The sequence below is a fragment of the Nodosilinea sp. AN01ver1 genome (assembly GCF_050565655.1).
Classification (GTDB): domain Bacteria; phylum Cyanobacteriota; class Cyanobacteriia; order Phormidesmidales; family Phormidesmidaceae; genus Nodosilinea.
In genome coordinates, this window is the sequence record NZ_JBNXVS010000004.1 from 118,337 (window position 1) to 132,476 (window position 14,140).

The 14,140-nt window shown below is 58.1% G+C and carries 14 protein-coding genes; 8 read left to right on the forward strand and 6 right to left on the reverse strand.

Annotated elements, in window-relative coordinates; genetic code table 11:
* Positions 1–57: 57 nt before the first annotated feature.
* Positions 58–462 carry a hypothetical protein gene (locus ACQ4N7_RS05745; protein ID WP_430710648.1) on the forward strand — a complete coding sequence of 135 codons (405 nt, stop codon included), beginning with the start codon at positions 58–60 and terminating at the stop codon, positions 460–462.
* Between the two features lie 252 nt (positions 463–714).
* On the opposite strand, the gene ACQ4N7_RS05750 is transcribed toward ACQ4N7_RS05745, so the two are convergent.
* Both ACQ4N7_RS05750 and ACQ4N7_RS05755 read right to left on the reverse strand, forming a co-directional pair.
* The gene (locus ACQ4N7_RS05750) at positions 715–2,301 is read right to left on the reverse strand and encodes an NAD(P)H-quinone oxidoreductase subunit 4 (RefSeq protein WP_430710649.1); all 1,587 of its coding nucleotides are present in this window, start codon (positions 2,299–2,301) and stop codon (positions 715–717) included.
* A gap of 225 nt (positions 2,302–2,526) precedes the next feature.
* Positions 2,527–4,605 carry an NAD(P)H-quinone oxidoreductase subunit 5 gene (locus ACQ4N7_RS05755; protein WP_430710650.1) on the reverse strand — a complete coding sequence of 693 codons (2,079 nt, stop codon included), beginning with the start codon at positions 4,603–4,605 and terminating at the stop codon, positions 2,527–2,529.
* A gap of 436 nt (positions 4,606–5,041) precedes the next feature.
* On the opposite strand from ACQ4N7_RS05755, the gene ACQ4N7_RS05760 reads away from it, so the two are divergent.
* Positions 5,042–5,383: a hypothetical protein gene (locus tag ACQ4N7_RS05760; RefSeq protein WP_430710652.1), complete on the forward strand. Its 342-nt coding sequence runs from the start codon at positions 5,042–5,044 to the stop codon at positions 5,381–5,383.
* A 158-nt stretch (positions 5,384–5,541) separates the two neighbouring features.
* Here the strand turns inward: ACQ4N7_RS05760 and ACQ4N7_RS05765 are convergent, their stop codons facing one another.
* The gene (locus tag ACQ4N7_RS05765) at positions 5,542–6,114 is read right to left on the reverse strand and encodes a TIGR04376 family protein (RefSeq protein WP_430710653.1); all 573 of its coding nucleotides are present in this window, start codon (positions 6,112–6,114) and stop codon (positions 5,542–5,544) included.
* 386 nt (positions 6,115–6,500) lie between these two features.
* Here ACQ4N7_RS05765 and ACQ4N7_RS05770 point away from each other — a divergent pair, with 386 nt between their 5' ends.
* From ACQ4N7_RS05770 to yidD, 4 genes are all read left to right on the forward strand, one after another.
* Entirely contained in the window at positions 6,501–7,520 is a 1,020-nt protein-coding gene (locus tag ACQ4N7_RS05770) for a hypothetical protein (protein WP_430710654.1), read from the forward strand.
* Positions 7,517–8,566 carry a serine hydrolase domain-containing protein gene (locus ACQ4N7_RS05775; protein WP_430710656.1) on the forward strand — a complete coding sequence of 350 codons (1,050 nt, stop codon included), beginning with the start codon at positions 7,517–7,519 and terminating at the stop codon, positions 8,564–8,566. The genes ACQ4N7_RS05770 and ACQ4N7_RS05775 overlap by 4 nt, the downstream gene beginning before the upstream one ends.
* 92 nt (positions 8,567–8,658) lie before the next feature.
* A complete protein-coding gene (locus tag ACQ4N7_RS05780) occupies positions 8,659–9,018 on the forward strand; it encodes a hypothetical protein (RefSeq protein ID WP_430710657.1) in 360 nt (119 codons plus the stop codon).
* Positions 9,019–9,244: 226 nt separating this feature from the next.
* Complete coding sequence (gene yidD, locus ACQ4N7_RS05785; protein ID WP_430710658.1) at positions 9,245–9,487, forward strand: membrane protein insertion efficiency factor YidD; 243 nt, start codon at positions 9,245–9,247, stop codon at positions 9,485–9,487.
* Positions 9,488–9,780: 293 nt separating this feature from the next.
* Here the strand turns inward: yidD and purH are convergent, their stop codons facing one another.
* Complete coding sequence (gene purH, locus ACQ4N7_RS05790; protein ID WP_430710659.1) at positions 9,781–11,328, reverse strand: bifunctional phosphoribosylaminoimidazolecarboxamide formyltransferase/IMP cyclohydrolase; 1,548 nt, start codon at positions 11,326–11,328, stop codon at positions 9,781–9,783.
* 259 nt (positions 11,329–11,587) lie between these two features.
* On the opposite strand from purH, the gene ACQ4N7_RS05795 reads away from it, so the two are divergent.
* The gene (locus tag ACQ4N7_RS05795; protein WP_430710660.1) at positions 11,588–12,166 is read left to right on the forward strand and encodes a GNAT family N-acetyltransferase; all 579 of its coding nucleotides are present in this window, start codon (positions 11,588–11,590) and stop codon (positions 12,164–12,166) included.
* Positions 12,167–12,220: 54 nt separating this feature from the next.
* Here the strand turns inward: ACQ4N7_RS05795 and ACQ4N7_RS05800 are convergent, their stop codons facing one another.
* Together ACQ4N7_RS05800 and ACQ4N7_RS05805 are read right to left on the reverse strand one after the other, a co-directional pair.
* A complete protein-coding gene (locus ACQ4N7_RS05800; RefSeq protein WP_430710661.1) occupies positions 12,221–12,652 on the reverse strand; it encodes a DUF29 domain-containing protein in 432 nt (143 codons plus the stop codon).
* Between the two features lie 5 nt (positions 12,653–12,657).
* A complete protein-coding gene (locus ACQ4N7_RS05805) occupies positions 12,658–13,407 on the reverse strand; it encodes a creatininase family protein (RefSeq protein ID WP_430710663.1) in 750 nt (249 codons plus the stop codon).
* A gap of 369 nt (positions 13,408–13,776) precedes the next feature.
* On the opposite strand from ACQ4N7_RS05805, the gene ACQ4N7_RS05810 reads away from it, so the two are divergent.
* Entirely contained in the window at positions 13,777–14,088 is a 312-nt protein-coding gene (locus ACQ4N7_RS05810; RefSeq protein WP_106868216.1) for a DUF6679 family protein, read from the forward strand.
* The last annotated feature ends 52 nt before the right edge of the window (positions 14,089–14,140 follow it).

Here is a 14,140-nt window from a genome sequence, read left to right on the forward strand (position 1 = left end):
TCGAGCTTTTGCAGCGCTACTAAAATCGCTTTTCGGTTCTCAAAAGGAGCTTTCTCAATGTCTCAGATCAACGTTTTAAGTGTGTTTGCAACCCTTGCGATCGCTAGTTTTGCCAACCCTATCCAGGCGCAAGAAATACCCTCTCAAATTTCCACCTCGGTTGGCTTTACTCTGGCTCCTAACGGCGCGGTTAGCAGCCTCACGCTGTCTACGGCGCTAAGCGATACCTACACCTTTAGCTCTGCCATCAGCAACAACGGCGGCGTCTACACCGAAGCCTTTGCCTCTAATACCAACCTAGAGTTCAGCAACGCAGGCCTGTCTCAGGGCATTGCCAACGGCAGCGCCATCTCCTACGAGGGGGCTACAGGTGGCCCATCCACGGTTACAATCACGGCACCAGGGCCTACCAACGTCACCGTTGAGCCCAGCATGGCTCAGCCCAGCCTTCCCGACAAGTAGACGTCCTCGTAACCAGTAGTCTGTCACTCCTAACGTTGCAGGTTGGGTGGCGCGTCAGCAAAACCCAACAAGGCTGACTGCTGCTGGGTTCCACTGCACCAACCACAGGAACCCTAGTTTTTAGGCTTGACGCCGCACTGGGGCGCTTGCGCACCTGGCAACGTCCCAGCAATAACAAGTCCTCCCCCTAGATTTAGGGGGAGGACTTGTCTGCTCGCTCAGAAGAGAGTTGTATTTGTTGAGGCGGAGGCTCTACTGGCTCACCGATGGTGCCTTGAGCACGGGCAGGGCGGCTAGCGGCACAGCGCTCTCAGTACCGGCGCTGCTGACAAACACATCGCCCAGCCGCGCCGTCAGCCTCTGGGTAGTGGCGTCGTAGATTTGGGTCAGCATCTTGGGGTAGAAGCCAAAGCCAATGATCGGCACCAGCAGACAGGCGATGATAAACACCTCGCGGGGCTCAGCATCGGCCAGCACTTCGTGCTCCACCAGCTCTTTGTTTTCGGGACCGTAGAAAATCTCCCGCAGCATCGACAGCAGGTAGATGGGCGTGAGAATTACCCCGATCGCCATAAAGATGACAGCAATCAGCCGGAAGGTAAAGCTGTAGGCGTCGCTCGTGGCAAAGCCCACAAACACCATTAGCTCGGCCACAAAGCCGCTCATGCCCGGCAGCGCCAGCGAGGCCAGCGAGCAGGTGGTAAACATGGCAAAAATCTTGGGCATCTTTTTGCCCACGCCGCCCATCTCATCCAAGATCAGGGTGTGGGTGCGATCGTAGGTGGCCCCCACCAAAAAGAACAGGCTGGCCCCAATCAACCCGTGGGAGACCATTTGCAGCACCGCGCCGCTCAGGCCCAGGTTGGTAAACGAGGCGATTCCGATCAGCACAAAGCCCATGTGCGAAATCGAGGAGTAGGCAATCTTGCGCTTCAGGTTGCGCTGGGCAAAGGAGGTCAGCGCCGCATAGATGATATTCACGCAGCCCAAAATGACCAGAATGGGAGCGAAGTAGGTGTGGGCATCGGGCAGCATGCCCAGGTTCATGCGAATCAGGGCGTAGCCCCCCATCTTCAGCAGAATGCCGGCCAGCAGCATGTGTACCGGAGCCGTCGCCTCACCGTGGGCATCGGGCAGCCAGGTGTGCAGCGGAATAATCGGCAGCTTGACCGCGTAAGCAATCAAAAATGCGGCGTAGAGCAACAGCTGTAGCCGCAGCGGGTAGACCTTCTCGGCCAGCAGCTGCATGTCAAAGGTAATGGTATCGCCGTAGAAGGCCATCGCCAGGGCCGCCACCAGAATAAACAGCGACCCACCCGCCGTATAAAGAATGAACTTGGTCGCCGCGTACAGCCGCTTCTTGCCGCCCCAAATCGACAGCAGCAGGTACACCGGAATCAGCTCCAGTTCCCAAAACAGGAAGAACAGCAGCATATCCTGCACGGCAAACACCCCAATCTGGCCGCTGTACATGGCCAGCAGCAGAAAGTAAAAGAACTTGGGCTTGAGTGTCACCGGCCAGGCCGCCAGGGTGGCCAACGTGGTGATAAAGCCGGTCAGCAGCACCAGGGGCATCGAGAGACCATCGACCCCCAGCGACCACTTGAGGTCGAGTTGGGGTACCCAGGTGTAGCTCTCGACCAGCTGTAGACCGGGTTGACCAAAATCGTAGTTGAGGTAAAAGGCGGTCACAATCAACACGAAGTCGATCAGGCCTACCGAGAGGGCGTACCAGCGCACCGTCTTGCCGTTGTCGTCGGGCAAAAACGGGATCGCTATGCAGGCCACCAGCGGCAGCAGCGTAACGACAGTCAACCAGGGAAAAGTCGCGGGATCCATAGAGCTTCTCGTCGCGGTATCAAAAGGGGCAAAAACGGGGCTTAGCTATGACTCTAAGGGTAAGCAATTAAGGGGGAGAGAAAATTAAACGAGTTTTTATACGAAGGGAAGAAAAAAGTGGATGAGTGGGTGATGTAGGTGGGTGGATGGGCAAGGGGGTCTGTGAAGCTTAAAGCATTAAGCAGTACGGCATCAGAACCCATACACCCATCCACTCTCACACCCTTACGTCACTCCCGAGAGCAAAACCAGCCCCAGCACCGCGCCAAACACGATCAGCGCGTAGAACTGGGCGCGGCCATTTTCCAGGTATTTCAACCCTTCGCCTGTCACCAGGGTGACCAGGCCCGCCAGGTTGACGATGCCATCAACGATGCGGATGTCGATTTCGAGCACCTGCTTGGCTAGCTTGCGGCTGCCCTGCACAAAGACGACGTCGTAGATGTCGTCGATGTACCACTTGTTCAGCGACAGGTTGTACAGGAAGGGGATCTTGGCGGCGATCGCCTTCGGGTCAATCGCCTTAGTGCGGTACATCAGCAGCGAGATGATGATGCCGACAGTGGCGATCGCAACCGAGCTACCCGCCATCAGCACAAACTCGTTCCAGTCAAAGGCCTCAGCCGACTCCAGGGCTTCTACAACTTCCCCAGGGGGATGGATGAAAGCCTCAAAGTAGTTGGCAAAGGGTGTACCCACCAGGCCCACCAGTACCGAGGGCACCGCCAGCGCCAGTAGCGGAAAGGTCATCGACAGGGGCGACTCGTGGGGCTCGTGGGCGTGATGATGATCGTCGTGATCGTCATGGTCTGCATCCAGGGTGAGTTCCTGAGGATTCATTGCCCCAGGGCCGAGGGATGCGCCCATTTTTTGAAGCTGCGCCCGCTTCAGGTCGCGGCGAATGCCTTCGTCGTTGCCGCGAAAGCTGCCCTCAAAGGTCGAGAAGTACATGCGAAACATGTAGAAGGCGGTGATCCCCGCCGTCAGCCAGCCCACTGCCCAGAGGGCAGGGTTAACGGCAAAGGTAGCCCCCAGAATTTCATCCTTCGACCAGAAACCGGCAAAGGGGGGAATACCGGAAATCGCCAGGGTGCCAATCAAAAAAGTAATGGCCGTAACGGGCATGTACTTGCGCAGGCCGCCCATCAGGCGCATATCTTGAGCCAGGGCCGGGTCGTGGCCCACCACCGCCTCCATACCGTGAATGACGGAGCCAGAGCCCAAAAAGAGCATGGCCTTGAAGTAGGCGTGGGTCATCAGGTGAAACAGACCGGCGCTGTAGGCCCCCACACCCATCGCCATCACCATGTAGCCCAGCTGCGACATGGTCGAAAAGGCCAGCCCTTTCTTAATGTCGTTTTGGGTAATGGCGATGGTCGCGCCCATAAAGGCGGTAAACGCCCCGGTGTAGGCAATTACGGTCATTACCGCAGGAATGTGCTCGAACACGGGGTACATGCGCGCCACCAGGAACACCCCCGCCGCCACCATCGTCGCCGCGTGAATCAGCGCCGAGATGGGGGTGGGGCCTTCCATAGCGTCGGGCAGCCACACGTGGAGCGGAAACTGGGCCGACTTGGCCACCGGCCCCATGAACACCAGAATGGCAAAGACAGCGGCAATGCTGGCGGGCAGGCTGCCCACATTCACCAGCTCGGTGAGCCGCTCACCCATAACACCAAAGTCGAAGCTGCCGGTGGCCCAAAACAGGCCCAGCAGGCCCAGCAGCAGGCCAAAGTCGCCGACCCGGTTGGTAACAAATGCCTTTTGGCAGGCATCGGCGGCGGGCTTGCGGTTGTACCAGAAGCCAATTAGCAAGTAGGAACACATCCCTACTAGCTCCCAAAACACGTAGACCTGGAGCAGGTTGGGGCTAATCACCAGCCCCAGCATCGAGGAGCTGAACAGGCTGAGGTAGGCGTAGAACCGCACATAGCCCGGGTCGTGGGCCATGTAGCCATCGGTGTAGATCATCACCAGAAAGGCGACGGTGGTGACCACCACCAGCATCAGCGCCGCCAGGTGATCGATGGTATAGCCCATCTCAATGCGAAAGTCGCCCGCCGAGGCCCACTCAAACATAGCCTGGTAGGGGGCGTGCCCCTGCCACTGGCTCCAAAAAATTAAAAATGACAACACCATTGCCGCCCCGGTGAGGGAGACAATGAGCGCCGCTGAAGGCTGCCTGAGCTTGCTGGTAGCCTCGCCGTAGGAAATTAACCCCACGCCGACAATGGTTGCCCCAATCAGCGGCAGCACTGGTATCAGCCAGGCGTATTGATAAAGCGTGTCTACAGAATTCATCTTGACTGCCTACTCCAAGAGCTTGAGTGAGTTGGCAAAAAACCGCTTACATTCTGACATACCGTTCCCCAAGGAAAAGTCGGCGTCGTAGCAAAGCTGAGGCCTGAGAAGCGCGATCGCCCCGCCAATAGCCCCCGCCAGAGCCCGTCAAAGCGGCACCTCGATGCCTCAAAAGGCTTGCCTCAAGGCTATTTTGGCGATCGGAGAGCCAGAGATGCCTTTTTCTTAAGAAAGATGTCCGATTCTGGCCGCAATTAATCACAGCAGCAAAACTCTGCCCTTAGGCCATAATTAATCTGCCTTAGGATCTATATAGATAGTCCAATAGTTGACCCCTGAATGATTTATAGCGATCGCTGCGATTGTTAGACGTTTCTATGCTGCGCTTGAGCGTCCTGCTCTTGGGCAAGCTGTCTGAAGAACCTGTTTGGCTGCTATGAAGCTCTGGCTAGTTTGCTTTCTAATCCTGTTCTTTGGGGCCGAAACCGCCCAATGGCTGGGGCAGCTGCCCTGGGTAGGCAGCGCTGAACTATCGCTGCCGCTGACCGTGGTAGGCGGCATTGGCCTGGCTGTCGCCTCCAACTACCGCCACTGGCCCGGCCTGGGCGCGATCGCGGCCAAAGCCGAGGCTCCACCGCTGCCAACGGCTTCGCCGCCACCCAGTACAACGGTCGCCGCTTCAGTTCCGCCGCCCAAAGGCAGTCGCAGAACAAATTCGATTTCGTTTGAGATCAAGAAACCGCAGGGGAGCAAAGATGCTGAGGGGATGAGGGGATGAGGAAATGGGGAGATAAAGGGATCTCGGGTGTAGACGTGGAGCGGCTTCTCGTAGAGTGGAGATGGATGAATTCAAAATTGAGAATTTCTCCTCCAGAGACGCTGCGCGAACAAAATTTTGCACTTTGAATTTTGCACTTCCCCACCCCCTCACCTTCCTCACCGCCCCATCGACCGCTTCAGCTCCTCCAGCTCCTGCTCTGTCTCCCAGCGCTGAAACGACTCCTCTAACGGATCCATAGGATCGCGACCAAACCCATCGAAGGTGGTCTTGGCCCAGCCGGTATCCCAGCTGGTGCGCTGGGCGGTCCGCTGAGCCTGGCTTTCGGCAATTTTGGCCTTGAGTTCGCGGCGGCGATCGTGGATATTTTTTTGCAGAGTGCGGGTTTGCCCGATCTGGTCTTTCACCCCCTTCAGCTGGCCCCAGTACTGGTTGCCCTGGCGCAGCAGCGTAGCCTCGCGCTCCTGGGCCGCTTTTACCAGGTCGAGGCGGTTGGCAGCCTGGGCATGCTGAATGCGGCTGTGCCAGCGCTGAATGTCTTGCGCCGTGGCGAGAATGCTGTCTTCGAGCTGCTTTTCGCGGCGCTTGAGATCGCCCAAGAGGTGGATCGCGTCTTGCTCCTGGCCCCGCAGCTGGTCCTCCAGGCCCCAGAGTTCTAGGTGGGGGTTGGCCTTAAGAAATTCGTCGAGCCGGGTTTCGAGAAATCGGCTCAGGTCTTCAAAGAGGCCCATAGTTTGCTCCTGCCGCAACGCCTTACGTCTTTCAGAATAACGGTTCTCACGAGTAATCTATGCTCAAGCCTGCGCCAAGGGTATAGAGCTGAGAGCCGCTGGGTCACAGTTCTTGCTGCGGCAGGCGGAGAGCAAATTCTGCCTTTACTCAAGGCGTCTGGCAACAGCTCTGCACCGAGGCAGAACGGCTCTGATCGCGATCGCAGTCCAAAATCTGCAAACCGCGTTTCGTATGTTGCGATTCCTTGCAAAAGATTGCGAATACTAAAGTTTAGTAACTTCGATCTCCCTTTTTCCGGGATCGCATTCAGTTCGCTCATCCTTCTGGGCTTAATATGGCTTTTATCTTCGTTCCAGCCGTTCCCTAACGTCGTTGTTGTGTTCCTATGGTGACAAACTTTTCAGCGTCAGCCCGCCCAAAAGTTGATTTACTAAACAAAGGCGATGCTCCAGACAAGTCTGAAGTGCTCTCTCTTTCAGAAGTTTGGGCCAAGAAATACATCAAAGATCTGCACCGTCAAGACCAGGTGCTGCGGCATTTAGATCAGTCGCAAACCAGACTGAATGTGGCTCAAAAATTGATTGACATTCTGCGATCGGTCAGCGCCCGAGCCTGGAATAAAACAGAAATGTTGTTGGCCCACGAAATTAGGCGACACCAGATTAGCCCTGATTTAGTTGATCCCTGGACCATTTCTAAGGATGTTCATCTAGTTTACGAAGAAGCGCTGGCCGCCTACGCCAAGGGTGTTACGCCTCAGCGATTTTCGGTAGCCGCTTCAAAGCGGCTGGGCACTATTCGCCAAAAACACACGGCGGTTGACCCCAGAGTGATTGGGTTTGTCAGTATGCAGTTTCACTACTGCGGTCAACTGCTGTCGGCAGAAGCCGTCGAAACCGAGCGTCAGACGCTGCAAAGCTACTTTAAGGTGGTCGATGATCTGCTGTACATGCCTCTGCACCGGGCCTACACCGCTGCCGCCAAATACGATTACCACCATCCTCGTTTAGAGACTGTGCGGCTGGCGCTACCTGCCACCAGCCGCATTGCCAAGAGCATTGTGAATCAGGTAATTAAGCTGTGTCCTGAATACGCCAGCTATACCGGCTCCCTGAGCAGCGCCACTGTCCGCACCTCCAGCATCCGCGATGTGGAAATGTTTCAAATTTACCTGTGGACCTGCATGCTGGAGAACAATATCTCTGCGATCGCCCAGGAACTCTTCCCGCTCTGCGTGATGCTGTACCCCACACTGAAAGTGAACTGGGGCCTGGTGCGACTGATGGTGAACCTGCTCGACCAGGAGCTTTCGGCCTGCGTGGGGTCTATCAATGTGCAGTACTATGACCCGCACTACAACGCCATGCTGAAGATGTTTTCGCCGTCTATTTTTCCAGAGATGTGAGGGATATCTTAGGACAGTTGAGGGCAGCGGTTGGCCAAATACTGCGCGACGCTGGGCTGCCGGGAGCGGCGATCGCGGCCTACATCGACGGACAGCTTGCCCTCGAAACTAGCATTGGCGATCGCGACCTACAGCGCACCGTACCGCTGTCCGTCGATGCCTCCTTCTACATCTACAGCGTCACCAAAACCCTGATTGCAGCCGCAGTCCTACACCAGGTAAAGGCCGGAAAGCTCGATTTGGATGCCCCGATTCAGCAGTACTGGCCAGATTTTCCGGTGGACACGCCCATTACCCTACGCCAGATTTTGAGCCACACCAGCGGGCTGCCCGACTACGGCGGGTTACCGGCCTATCACGACGCCGTGAAAGTTTCCCCTGGGTTTCCCTGGTCGTTTGACGATTATTTGAATGTAGCCCGCACCCGCGCACTGCTGTTTGCACCGGGAACGGGCTGGTCGTACTCCAACGTTGGCTACCTGGCGCTAAAAACGCTGCTGGAGCAAACCACGGGGCGATCGCTGCAGGCCATTTTAGACGCGCTGTTCTTTACCCCTCTGGGGCTGAAGCACACCTTTGTCGCCACCTCCTTGGAAGACGCAGCCACCCTGACGCCTGGCTACACCCGAGCCTTTGGCGGCGACGCATTGGTCAATATGGCCCAGCGCTACCATCCCGGCTGGGTGTCGCACGGCGTGGTCGTATCTACCGCCGCAGAACTGGCCGCCATGATAGACGCGCTATTTACCGGGCAAATTCTGGATTTGTCCCTGGTGAATAGGATGGCTCAGCCAGTTCACAGCCTGGGGGCGCATTCACCCTTGCAGAACGTGGGCTGCGGTTTAGGGCTATTTATGGATACTGACTCTTCCTACGGCCAGGTCGCGGGGCACAGCGGGGGCGGGCCAGGTTACTCGATCGCAGCTTTTCACTTCTCATCGCTGGCGGGTTACCCCACCACAATTGCGGCTGCGACCAACCAAGAAGGTGACAATGTGGCGATCGATGTGGCCTATGCGGTAGCCCACGCGCTAGCTGAGGCATAGCGCCATTGCTACAAATTGTCAGCCAGTGGGAATTTGCGCCACTCAGCGGGCAATCTAGCCCTGTAAAGTCTAGGCCCGCCCCGGAGACTGTTATGACCAGCAAACGCGCCCCCCGCAGAATTTTTCCTAAAGTGAGCACCATGCCACGGCCCCAAACCGAGGCCGCCCAGTACCTCGACATGTACAAGCTCACCGTCGAGAAAAAGCGCCTTCAGCAAGAGCTGGAGTACATCGACGAACGGCGGCAGCGACTGTGCGATCGCCTGGCCGAAATCAACCGGGAAACCGAAGGCCTAGATGCCCAGGCCGCCATCCTGCGCCAGCCGGCTCAATCCCCTCCGACTGCCACTAGACCGCAGGGCCTGAGCTTTGCCCCCACCGCCAATGTGTACCTGCCGGAGCGCAGCACCTCAGCGCCCGACGACTACAACACCCTGATGCTGGACTATTGAGCAAGCTGGCCTTCTCCCTTACAGAAACACAGGGCTTCGACTCCGCTCAGCCATCAGTCGGTAGCTGAGCGAAGTCGAAGCCATCGGTCTCCGTCGAGAAAGCCATCAGTCGGTGGCTGAGCGAAGTCGAAGCCATCGGTCTCCGTCGAGAAAGCCATCAGTCGGTGGCTGAGCGAAGTCGAAGCCATCGGTCTCCGCCGAGAAAGCCACTCGATAGAATGAAGCCATGAAGCAACTTCTTCTTCTGCTCATTCACGGCTATCGACGGCTGATTTCGCCGCTGTTTCCGCCCACCTGTCGGTTTACGCCCACCTGTTCGCAGTACGCGCTGACCGCGATCGAACGGTTTGGCCCGGCGAAAGGGAGCTGGCTAGCGGCGCGACGAATCACGCGCTGTCACCCCTTTCACCCCGGCGGCTACGACCCGGTGCCGGAGGGAGCCGCTGAGGCTGAGATCAGTCGGGAGTAGGTGCGTGGGTGAGTAGGCGGGTGGATGGGTGACGGACCCTGAGCGGAGTCGAAGGGGGAGCGGAGTCGAAGGGGGAGCGGAGTCGTTTGTCCTGTAGACAGGCTTCGCCAACGCGTTAGCGTCTCCCGTAGGGAGAAAGGGGGTGGATGGGCGGATGGGTAACAGGGTGCTTGCGTAGGGGCATAGGCGTAGCCAGGCCGCTTTACGGTGTTTGCCCAGGCCATCTGGGGAGGCCAAGGTGAATTGAGCAGCCGTAGGGTGCATCCGCGCAGCGATGCACCGCTTGATATTTCCTAGTGCAAGAAGTGCCGCACGCCGGTCATCGCCATAATCAGACCCAGCTCGTTGGCGGCTTTGATCGAATCGTCATCGCGGCGGCTGCCGCCGGGCTGCACCAGAGCGCGAATGCCTGCAGCAGCGGCGGTGCGGACAGAATCGTCGAAGGGGAAGAAGCCGTCGCTGGCGAGTACGGCACCCTGAGCTTTTTCGCCCGCCTGGGCCAGGGCAATGCTGACCGAGCCCACTCGATTCATCTGCCCAGCGCCAATGCCGAGGGTCTGCTGCTGGTGAGTCACCACGATCGCATTCGATTTCACATGCTTGACCACGCGCCAGGCAAACAGCATTTCGGCTAGCTCGGCCTCGCTGGGTTTAGCCTCGGTGACGATCTGCCAGGTAGCCGGGTCATCGCGGTAGGTATCGGGGGCCTGGAGCAAGAAGCCGCCCGCGATCGCAGTCACCCCCTGCTTTGGCCCCGTCAGCAAATCCTCCAGCACCAGCACCCGCAGGTTCTGCTTTTTGGCCAGAATCTCACGCGCCGCACCGTCGCACCCTGGCGCAACAATACATTCTAAAAACGTACCCGTCAGCTGCTGGGCGGTGTCGGCATCAATGGCGCGATTCAGCGCCACAATACCGCCAAAGGCCGAAACATCATCGGCATCGTAGGCGCGGCGGTAGGCGGTGGCCAAGTCGTCGCCCATCGCGACGCCGCAGGGGTTGGTGTGCTTGAGCACGGCAGCCGCAGGGCGATCGGCAGGGAACTCGGCAATAATGCGCCGCGCCGCTTCGAGATCGACCAGGTTGTTGTAGCTCAGCTCTTTACCCTGGAGCTGCTCGGCCCCGGCCCAACCGGTAGGAATTGACCCGGTTCTGTACCAAGCCGCCGCCTGGTGGGGGTTTTCGCCGTAGCGCAGGGTGGCCTGCTGGCGACCCGTCAGCGCCCACTGCTGGGGCAGCGCATCGGCTGCGCTGGTGGATGCGGTCAGGTAGGTGGCGATCGCCTGGTCGTAGCTGGCCGTATGCCAAAACGCCGCCCGCGCACATTCCTGCCTAAACGCTAAGGGGACTTGTCCCTCGCTCGCTCGCAGCGCCTCCAGGTAAGGTTCATACTGCTCGGCGCTGCACAGCACCGTCAGGTAGGCGTGGTTCTTCGCCGCCGCCCGCAGCAGCGTTGGCCCGCCAATGTCGATGTTTTCGATCGCATCGGCCATGGTCACGCCGTCTTTCGCGATCGTCTGCTCAAAGGGGTAGAGGTTCACCACCACCAGATCCAGCGGGCGAATGCCGTTGTCAGCCAAATCTCGCTGGTCTTCCGCCAGATCTTGCCGCGCCAAGATGCCGCCGTGAATTTTGGGGTGCAGCGTCTTGACGCGCCCGCCGAGAATTTCGGGTGAGCCGGTGTAGTCTGACACTTTGGTGACAGGGAGACCTGCGGCGGCGATCGCCTTTGCCGTACCGCCGCTGCTAATCAGGTCAAAGCCAAACTCTTCGACCAGGGCTTTGGCCAGTTCCAACAGCCCGGTTTTATCGGATACGCTCAACAGTGCCAGGCGCGCCATAGCTCTCTCATCCCCAAATTTGCAGACCCTATACTATCCCGAAACTACCCATCCCCCTCATCTCCCCCATCCCCTCATCTCCCTCATCCCCTCACCTTCCCCATCTCCCCACCCTCCTCATTTCCTCACCTTCCCCATCTCCCCACCTACCCATCTACCCATCCCCCCGCCCCTATGGCACCATAGCAATGCCTTCCTCACCACGGGATGATCCGCTTTGCTCAATTCAAACCTGGGTGGGCCACTTCTATGGGCAGCGATGATCACAAGACGGCCAGAGCTAAAGACTGAGCGCCTTTTGCTGCGCCTGGGTATGCCAGCCGATATTCCGGCAATTTTGGAGTACTACCAGCTCAACCGCGCCTATCTAGAACCCTTCGAGCCGCAGCGCCCAGCTAACTTTTACACTCAGGAATTTTGGCAATCTGTGCTGGCCTCTCGCGAAAGTGACTTTCGCAATGGGTTTGCGGTCAAGCTGCTGATATTTCGGCAGGCTGAGCCCGAGGAGCTGATTGGCACCATCAACCTCAATACCATCGTGCGAGGAGCCCTCTACGGAGCCACCCTCGGGTACGGCCTCTCGGCGCAACACCAGGGCCAGGGCTACATGACCGAAGCGGGCCAGCGGCTAATTGCCTACGCCTTCGATGAGCTAAACCTGCACCGCCTGATGGCCAACTACCTGCCCCACAACCACCGCAGCGCCAACGTGCTCAAGCGCCTGGGCTTTCAAATCGAGGGCATAGCCCGCGACTACCTGTTTATCAATGGTCAGTGGCAAGACCACGTGCTGACTAGCTTGGTAAACTCGCACTGGCAAATACCAGAATCCTTGTAAAAGGCATTGCAGAATGCATTCCCCTAGTTGCACCGGAGGATGGTGTGCTGAGGATCAGGCCTCTGGCAAAAAGGTCGGATCGAAGACCTGATCAAGAGTGTAAGGGCAGCGATCGGGGAAACGGTCAAGGCCGGTTTCTCGCTCGGCGCTGACTACGGCAAGCTGATAGGCGCTGTCTAGGTAATCTAGCAACAGGGCCTTGAGGCTAGGATTTTCTGCCAGGTGTGCCGCTAGACGTAGGCGTTGTTCCTTGATGGTGAGCTGCCAGCTGCGCGATCGCAGGTTGGGCTGATAGCACCATTTGAGTAGATGCATCAGCAACACTTCTAAACGACTGGCCAATTCCCGCTTTTCGCTGCGTCCCATAGCTTCAAGTTCTTCGGCTACATGCAGGGTGTCCAACTCGTCGAGCTGCGCGCTGCGCAAAAGCTTCGCCTGCTGCTGGGTCCAGGCGTAAAAGTCGCTGTCGTAAAGGCTCTTGAGCATAGTCCTCACTCCGCCGCCAGAAACGCCAGATAGTCGCTGGTCAGGTCTTTCACCGCCGCCTCATAGAGCTGCTGCCCGTGCTCTGGGGTGGCCAGGGCCGGGTTCGACCCCATGCGGCCATCGGGGTAGTGCTGGCGAAAGTCGGTGGGGCTATAAATGGCGTGCCCTCGGGGAGCGACCTGGGGCTCCAGCGGGGCGTGCTTAATGAAATCGGGGTAGGCGTACTGCGTCAGCGCCACTTCGCTGGGGGTAGCGTGGGAGCCCTCCTGATCGCCGTAGAGTTCTTTCGCCAGGGTATACACCGACTTGGCCATGAACCAGTTGGCCGTGGTGCAGCGCACCCGCTCGGCGTTGGGAATGCGATCGCTGGCCAGAGCCGTGTAGGTTTCGGCAAAGGCAGACTTGAGGGTGGCAATGTTGCCGCCGTGGCCATTGATAAAGAAGAAGCGGGTAAAGCCGTAGCGCACCAGCGGCGTCAGGTAGTCCTGAATGACGGCAATTAGGGTGCTGGGCCGCAGGGTCATGGAGCCGGGGAAGGCGGTGTGGTGCAGGGCCATGCCCACGTTAATCGTGGGGCCAACCAGGGCATTGGCGGCCTCGCCGACCCCTTTGGCCACCACCTCGGCACAGATCGCATCGGTGCCAATCAATCCGGTGGGGCCGTGCTGTTCGGTCGAGCCAATCGGCAGAATGATGCCTGTGGAGTCATTCAGGTAGGCCTCAACTTCTGGCCAGGTGCAGAGGTGCAGCAGCATAGGGCACGGGGGAGGAACAGGGCTGGGTTCCACTATAGCGTTCGCGCCCAGGCCGCTGTGGGCAAGCAGATGTATGACTTGCTACACTGCTAGACCAGCTTCATTGCTAAGAGAAAGAAAGAGTTGCTGGGGGAATGCTGAGGGGCAGACCCACGATTGGCTAAGATTGATAGCGAGTGTTCATCTACCCGAACTGCTAACCCGTACTGATAGGGAGCGATAGTTGAAAGGCTGGCCCCAGGGGCTAACGCTAAACCTCAAGGCAAGGCCAAGTCTGTAATCTCAAGAGTTTTCCTGCTTGTTGGCAACCCTGCCCCTGCGCCAACCAGGCCAACGAGCGTTGATGTTACCTGTGAAGGAGCCGCGACTATGCTACACCGCAAGATCTATCAACTCTGTTGTGATGGTCAAGATGTGTGGATTTTTTTACGGGATCAACAGCGTTGGATTGAGCGGGCAAAGATTTTAGATATCGAAGGCGACCTGGTTACCTTTCGCTACGAAACTGAAGAAGACGACGAAATTTGCTCGTGGGAAGAGATGGTGCGCATCGAGAGCATTGGCGCAGTGACGAAGCGCCTGGCGGCGGTACCCCGTGGCGATGTCGAGATCAACGTTTCTGAGGATTGCCCCGAGACCGAGCAGCTCAGCGACCCCTATCCCGAGTCGAACGCAGACTAGCGAATCTGGGGCGTGTCAACAATTTTGGCCAAGAGCCTGAGAAATCTGGCGT

Excerpts from the sequence above, each read along its gene's own strand:
- ACQ4N7_RS05745 (WP_430710648.1), top strand. The coding sequence starts at position 58 with ATGTCTCAGATCAACGTTTTAAGTGTGTTTGCAACCCTTGCGATCGCT.
- ACQ4N7_RS05750 (WP_430710649.1), bottom strand. The coding sequence starts at position 2,301 with ATGGATCCCGCGACTTTTCCCTGGTTGACTGTCGTTACGCTGCTGCCG.
- ACQ4N7_RS05755 (WP_430710650.1), bottom strand. The coding sequence starts at position 4,605 with ATGAATTCTGTAGACACGCTTTATCAATACGCCTGGCTGATACCAGTG.
- ACQ4N7_RS05760 (WP_430710652.1), top strand. The coding sequence starts at position 5,042 with ATGAAGCTCTGGCTAGTTTGCTTTCTAATCCTGTTCTTTGGGGCCGAA.
- ACQ4N7_RS05765 (WP_430710653.1), bottom strand. The coding sequence starts at position 6,114 with ATGGGCCTCTTTGAAGACCTGAGCCGATTTCTCGAAACCCGGCTCGAC.
- ACQ4N7_RS05770 (WP_430710654.1), top strand. The coding sequence starts at position 6,501 with ATGGTGACAAACTTTTCAGCGTCAGCCCGCCCAAAAGTTGATTTACTA.
- ACQ4N7_RS05780 (WP_430710657.1), top strand. The coding sequence starts at position 8,659 with ATGACCAGCAAACGCGCCCCCCGCAGAATTTTTCCTAAAGTGAGCACC.
- yidD (WP_430710658.1), top strand. The coding sequence starts at position 9,245 with ATGAAGCAACTTCTTCTTCTGCTCATTCACGGCTATCGACGGCTGATT.
- purH (WP_430710659.1), bottom strand. The coding sequence starts at position 11,328 with ATGGCGCGCCTGGCACTGTTGAGCGTATCCGATAAAACCGGGCTGTTG.
- ACQ4N7_RS05795 (WP_430710660.1), top strand. The coding sequence starts at position 11,588 with ATGATCACAAGACGGCCAGAGCTAAAGACTGAGCGCCTTTTGCTGCGC.
- ACQ4N7_RS05800 (WP_430710661.1), bottom strand. The coding sequence starts at position 12,652 with ATGCTCAAGAGCCTTTACGACAGCGACTTTTACGCCTGGACCCAGCAG.
- ACQ4N7_RS05805 (WP_430710663.1), bottom strand. The coding sequence starts at position 13,407 with ATGCTGCTGCACCTCTGCACCTGGCCAGAAGTTGAGGCCTACCTGAAT.
- ACQ4N7_RS05810 (WP_106868216.1), top strand. The coding sequence starts at position 13,777 with ATGCTACACCGCAAGATCTATCAACTCTGTTGTGATGGTCAAGATGTG.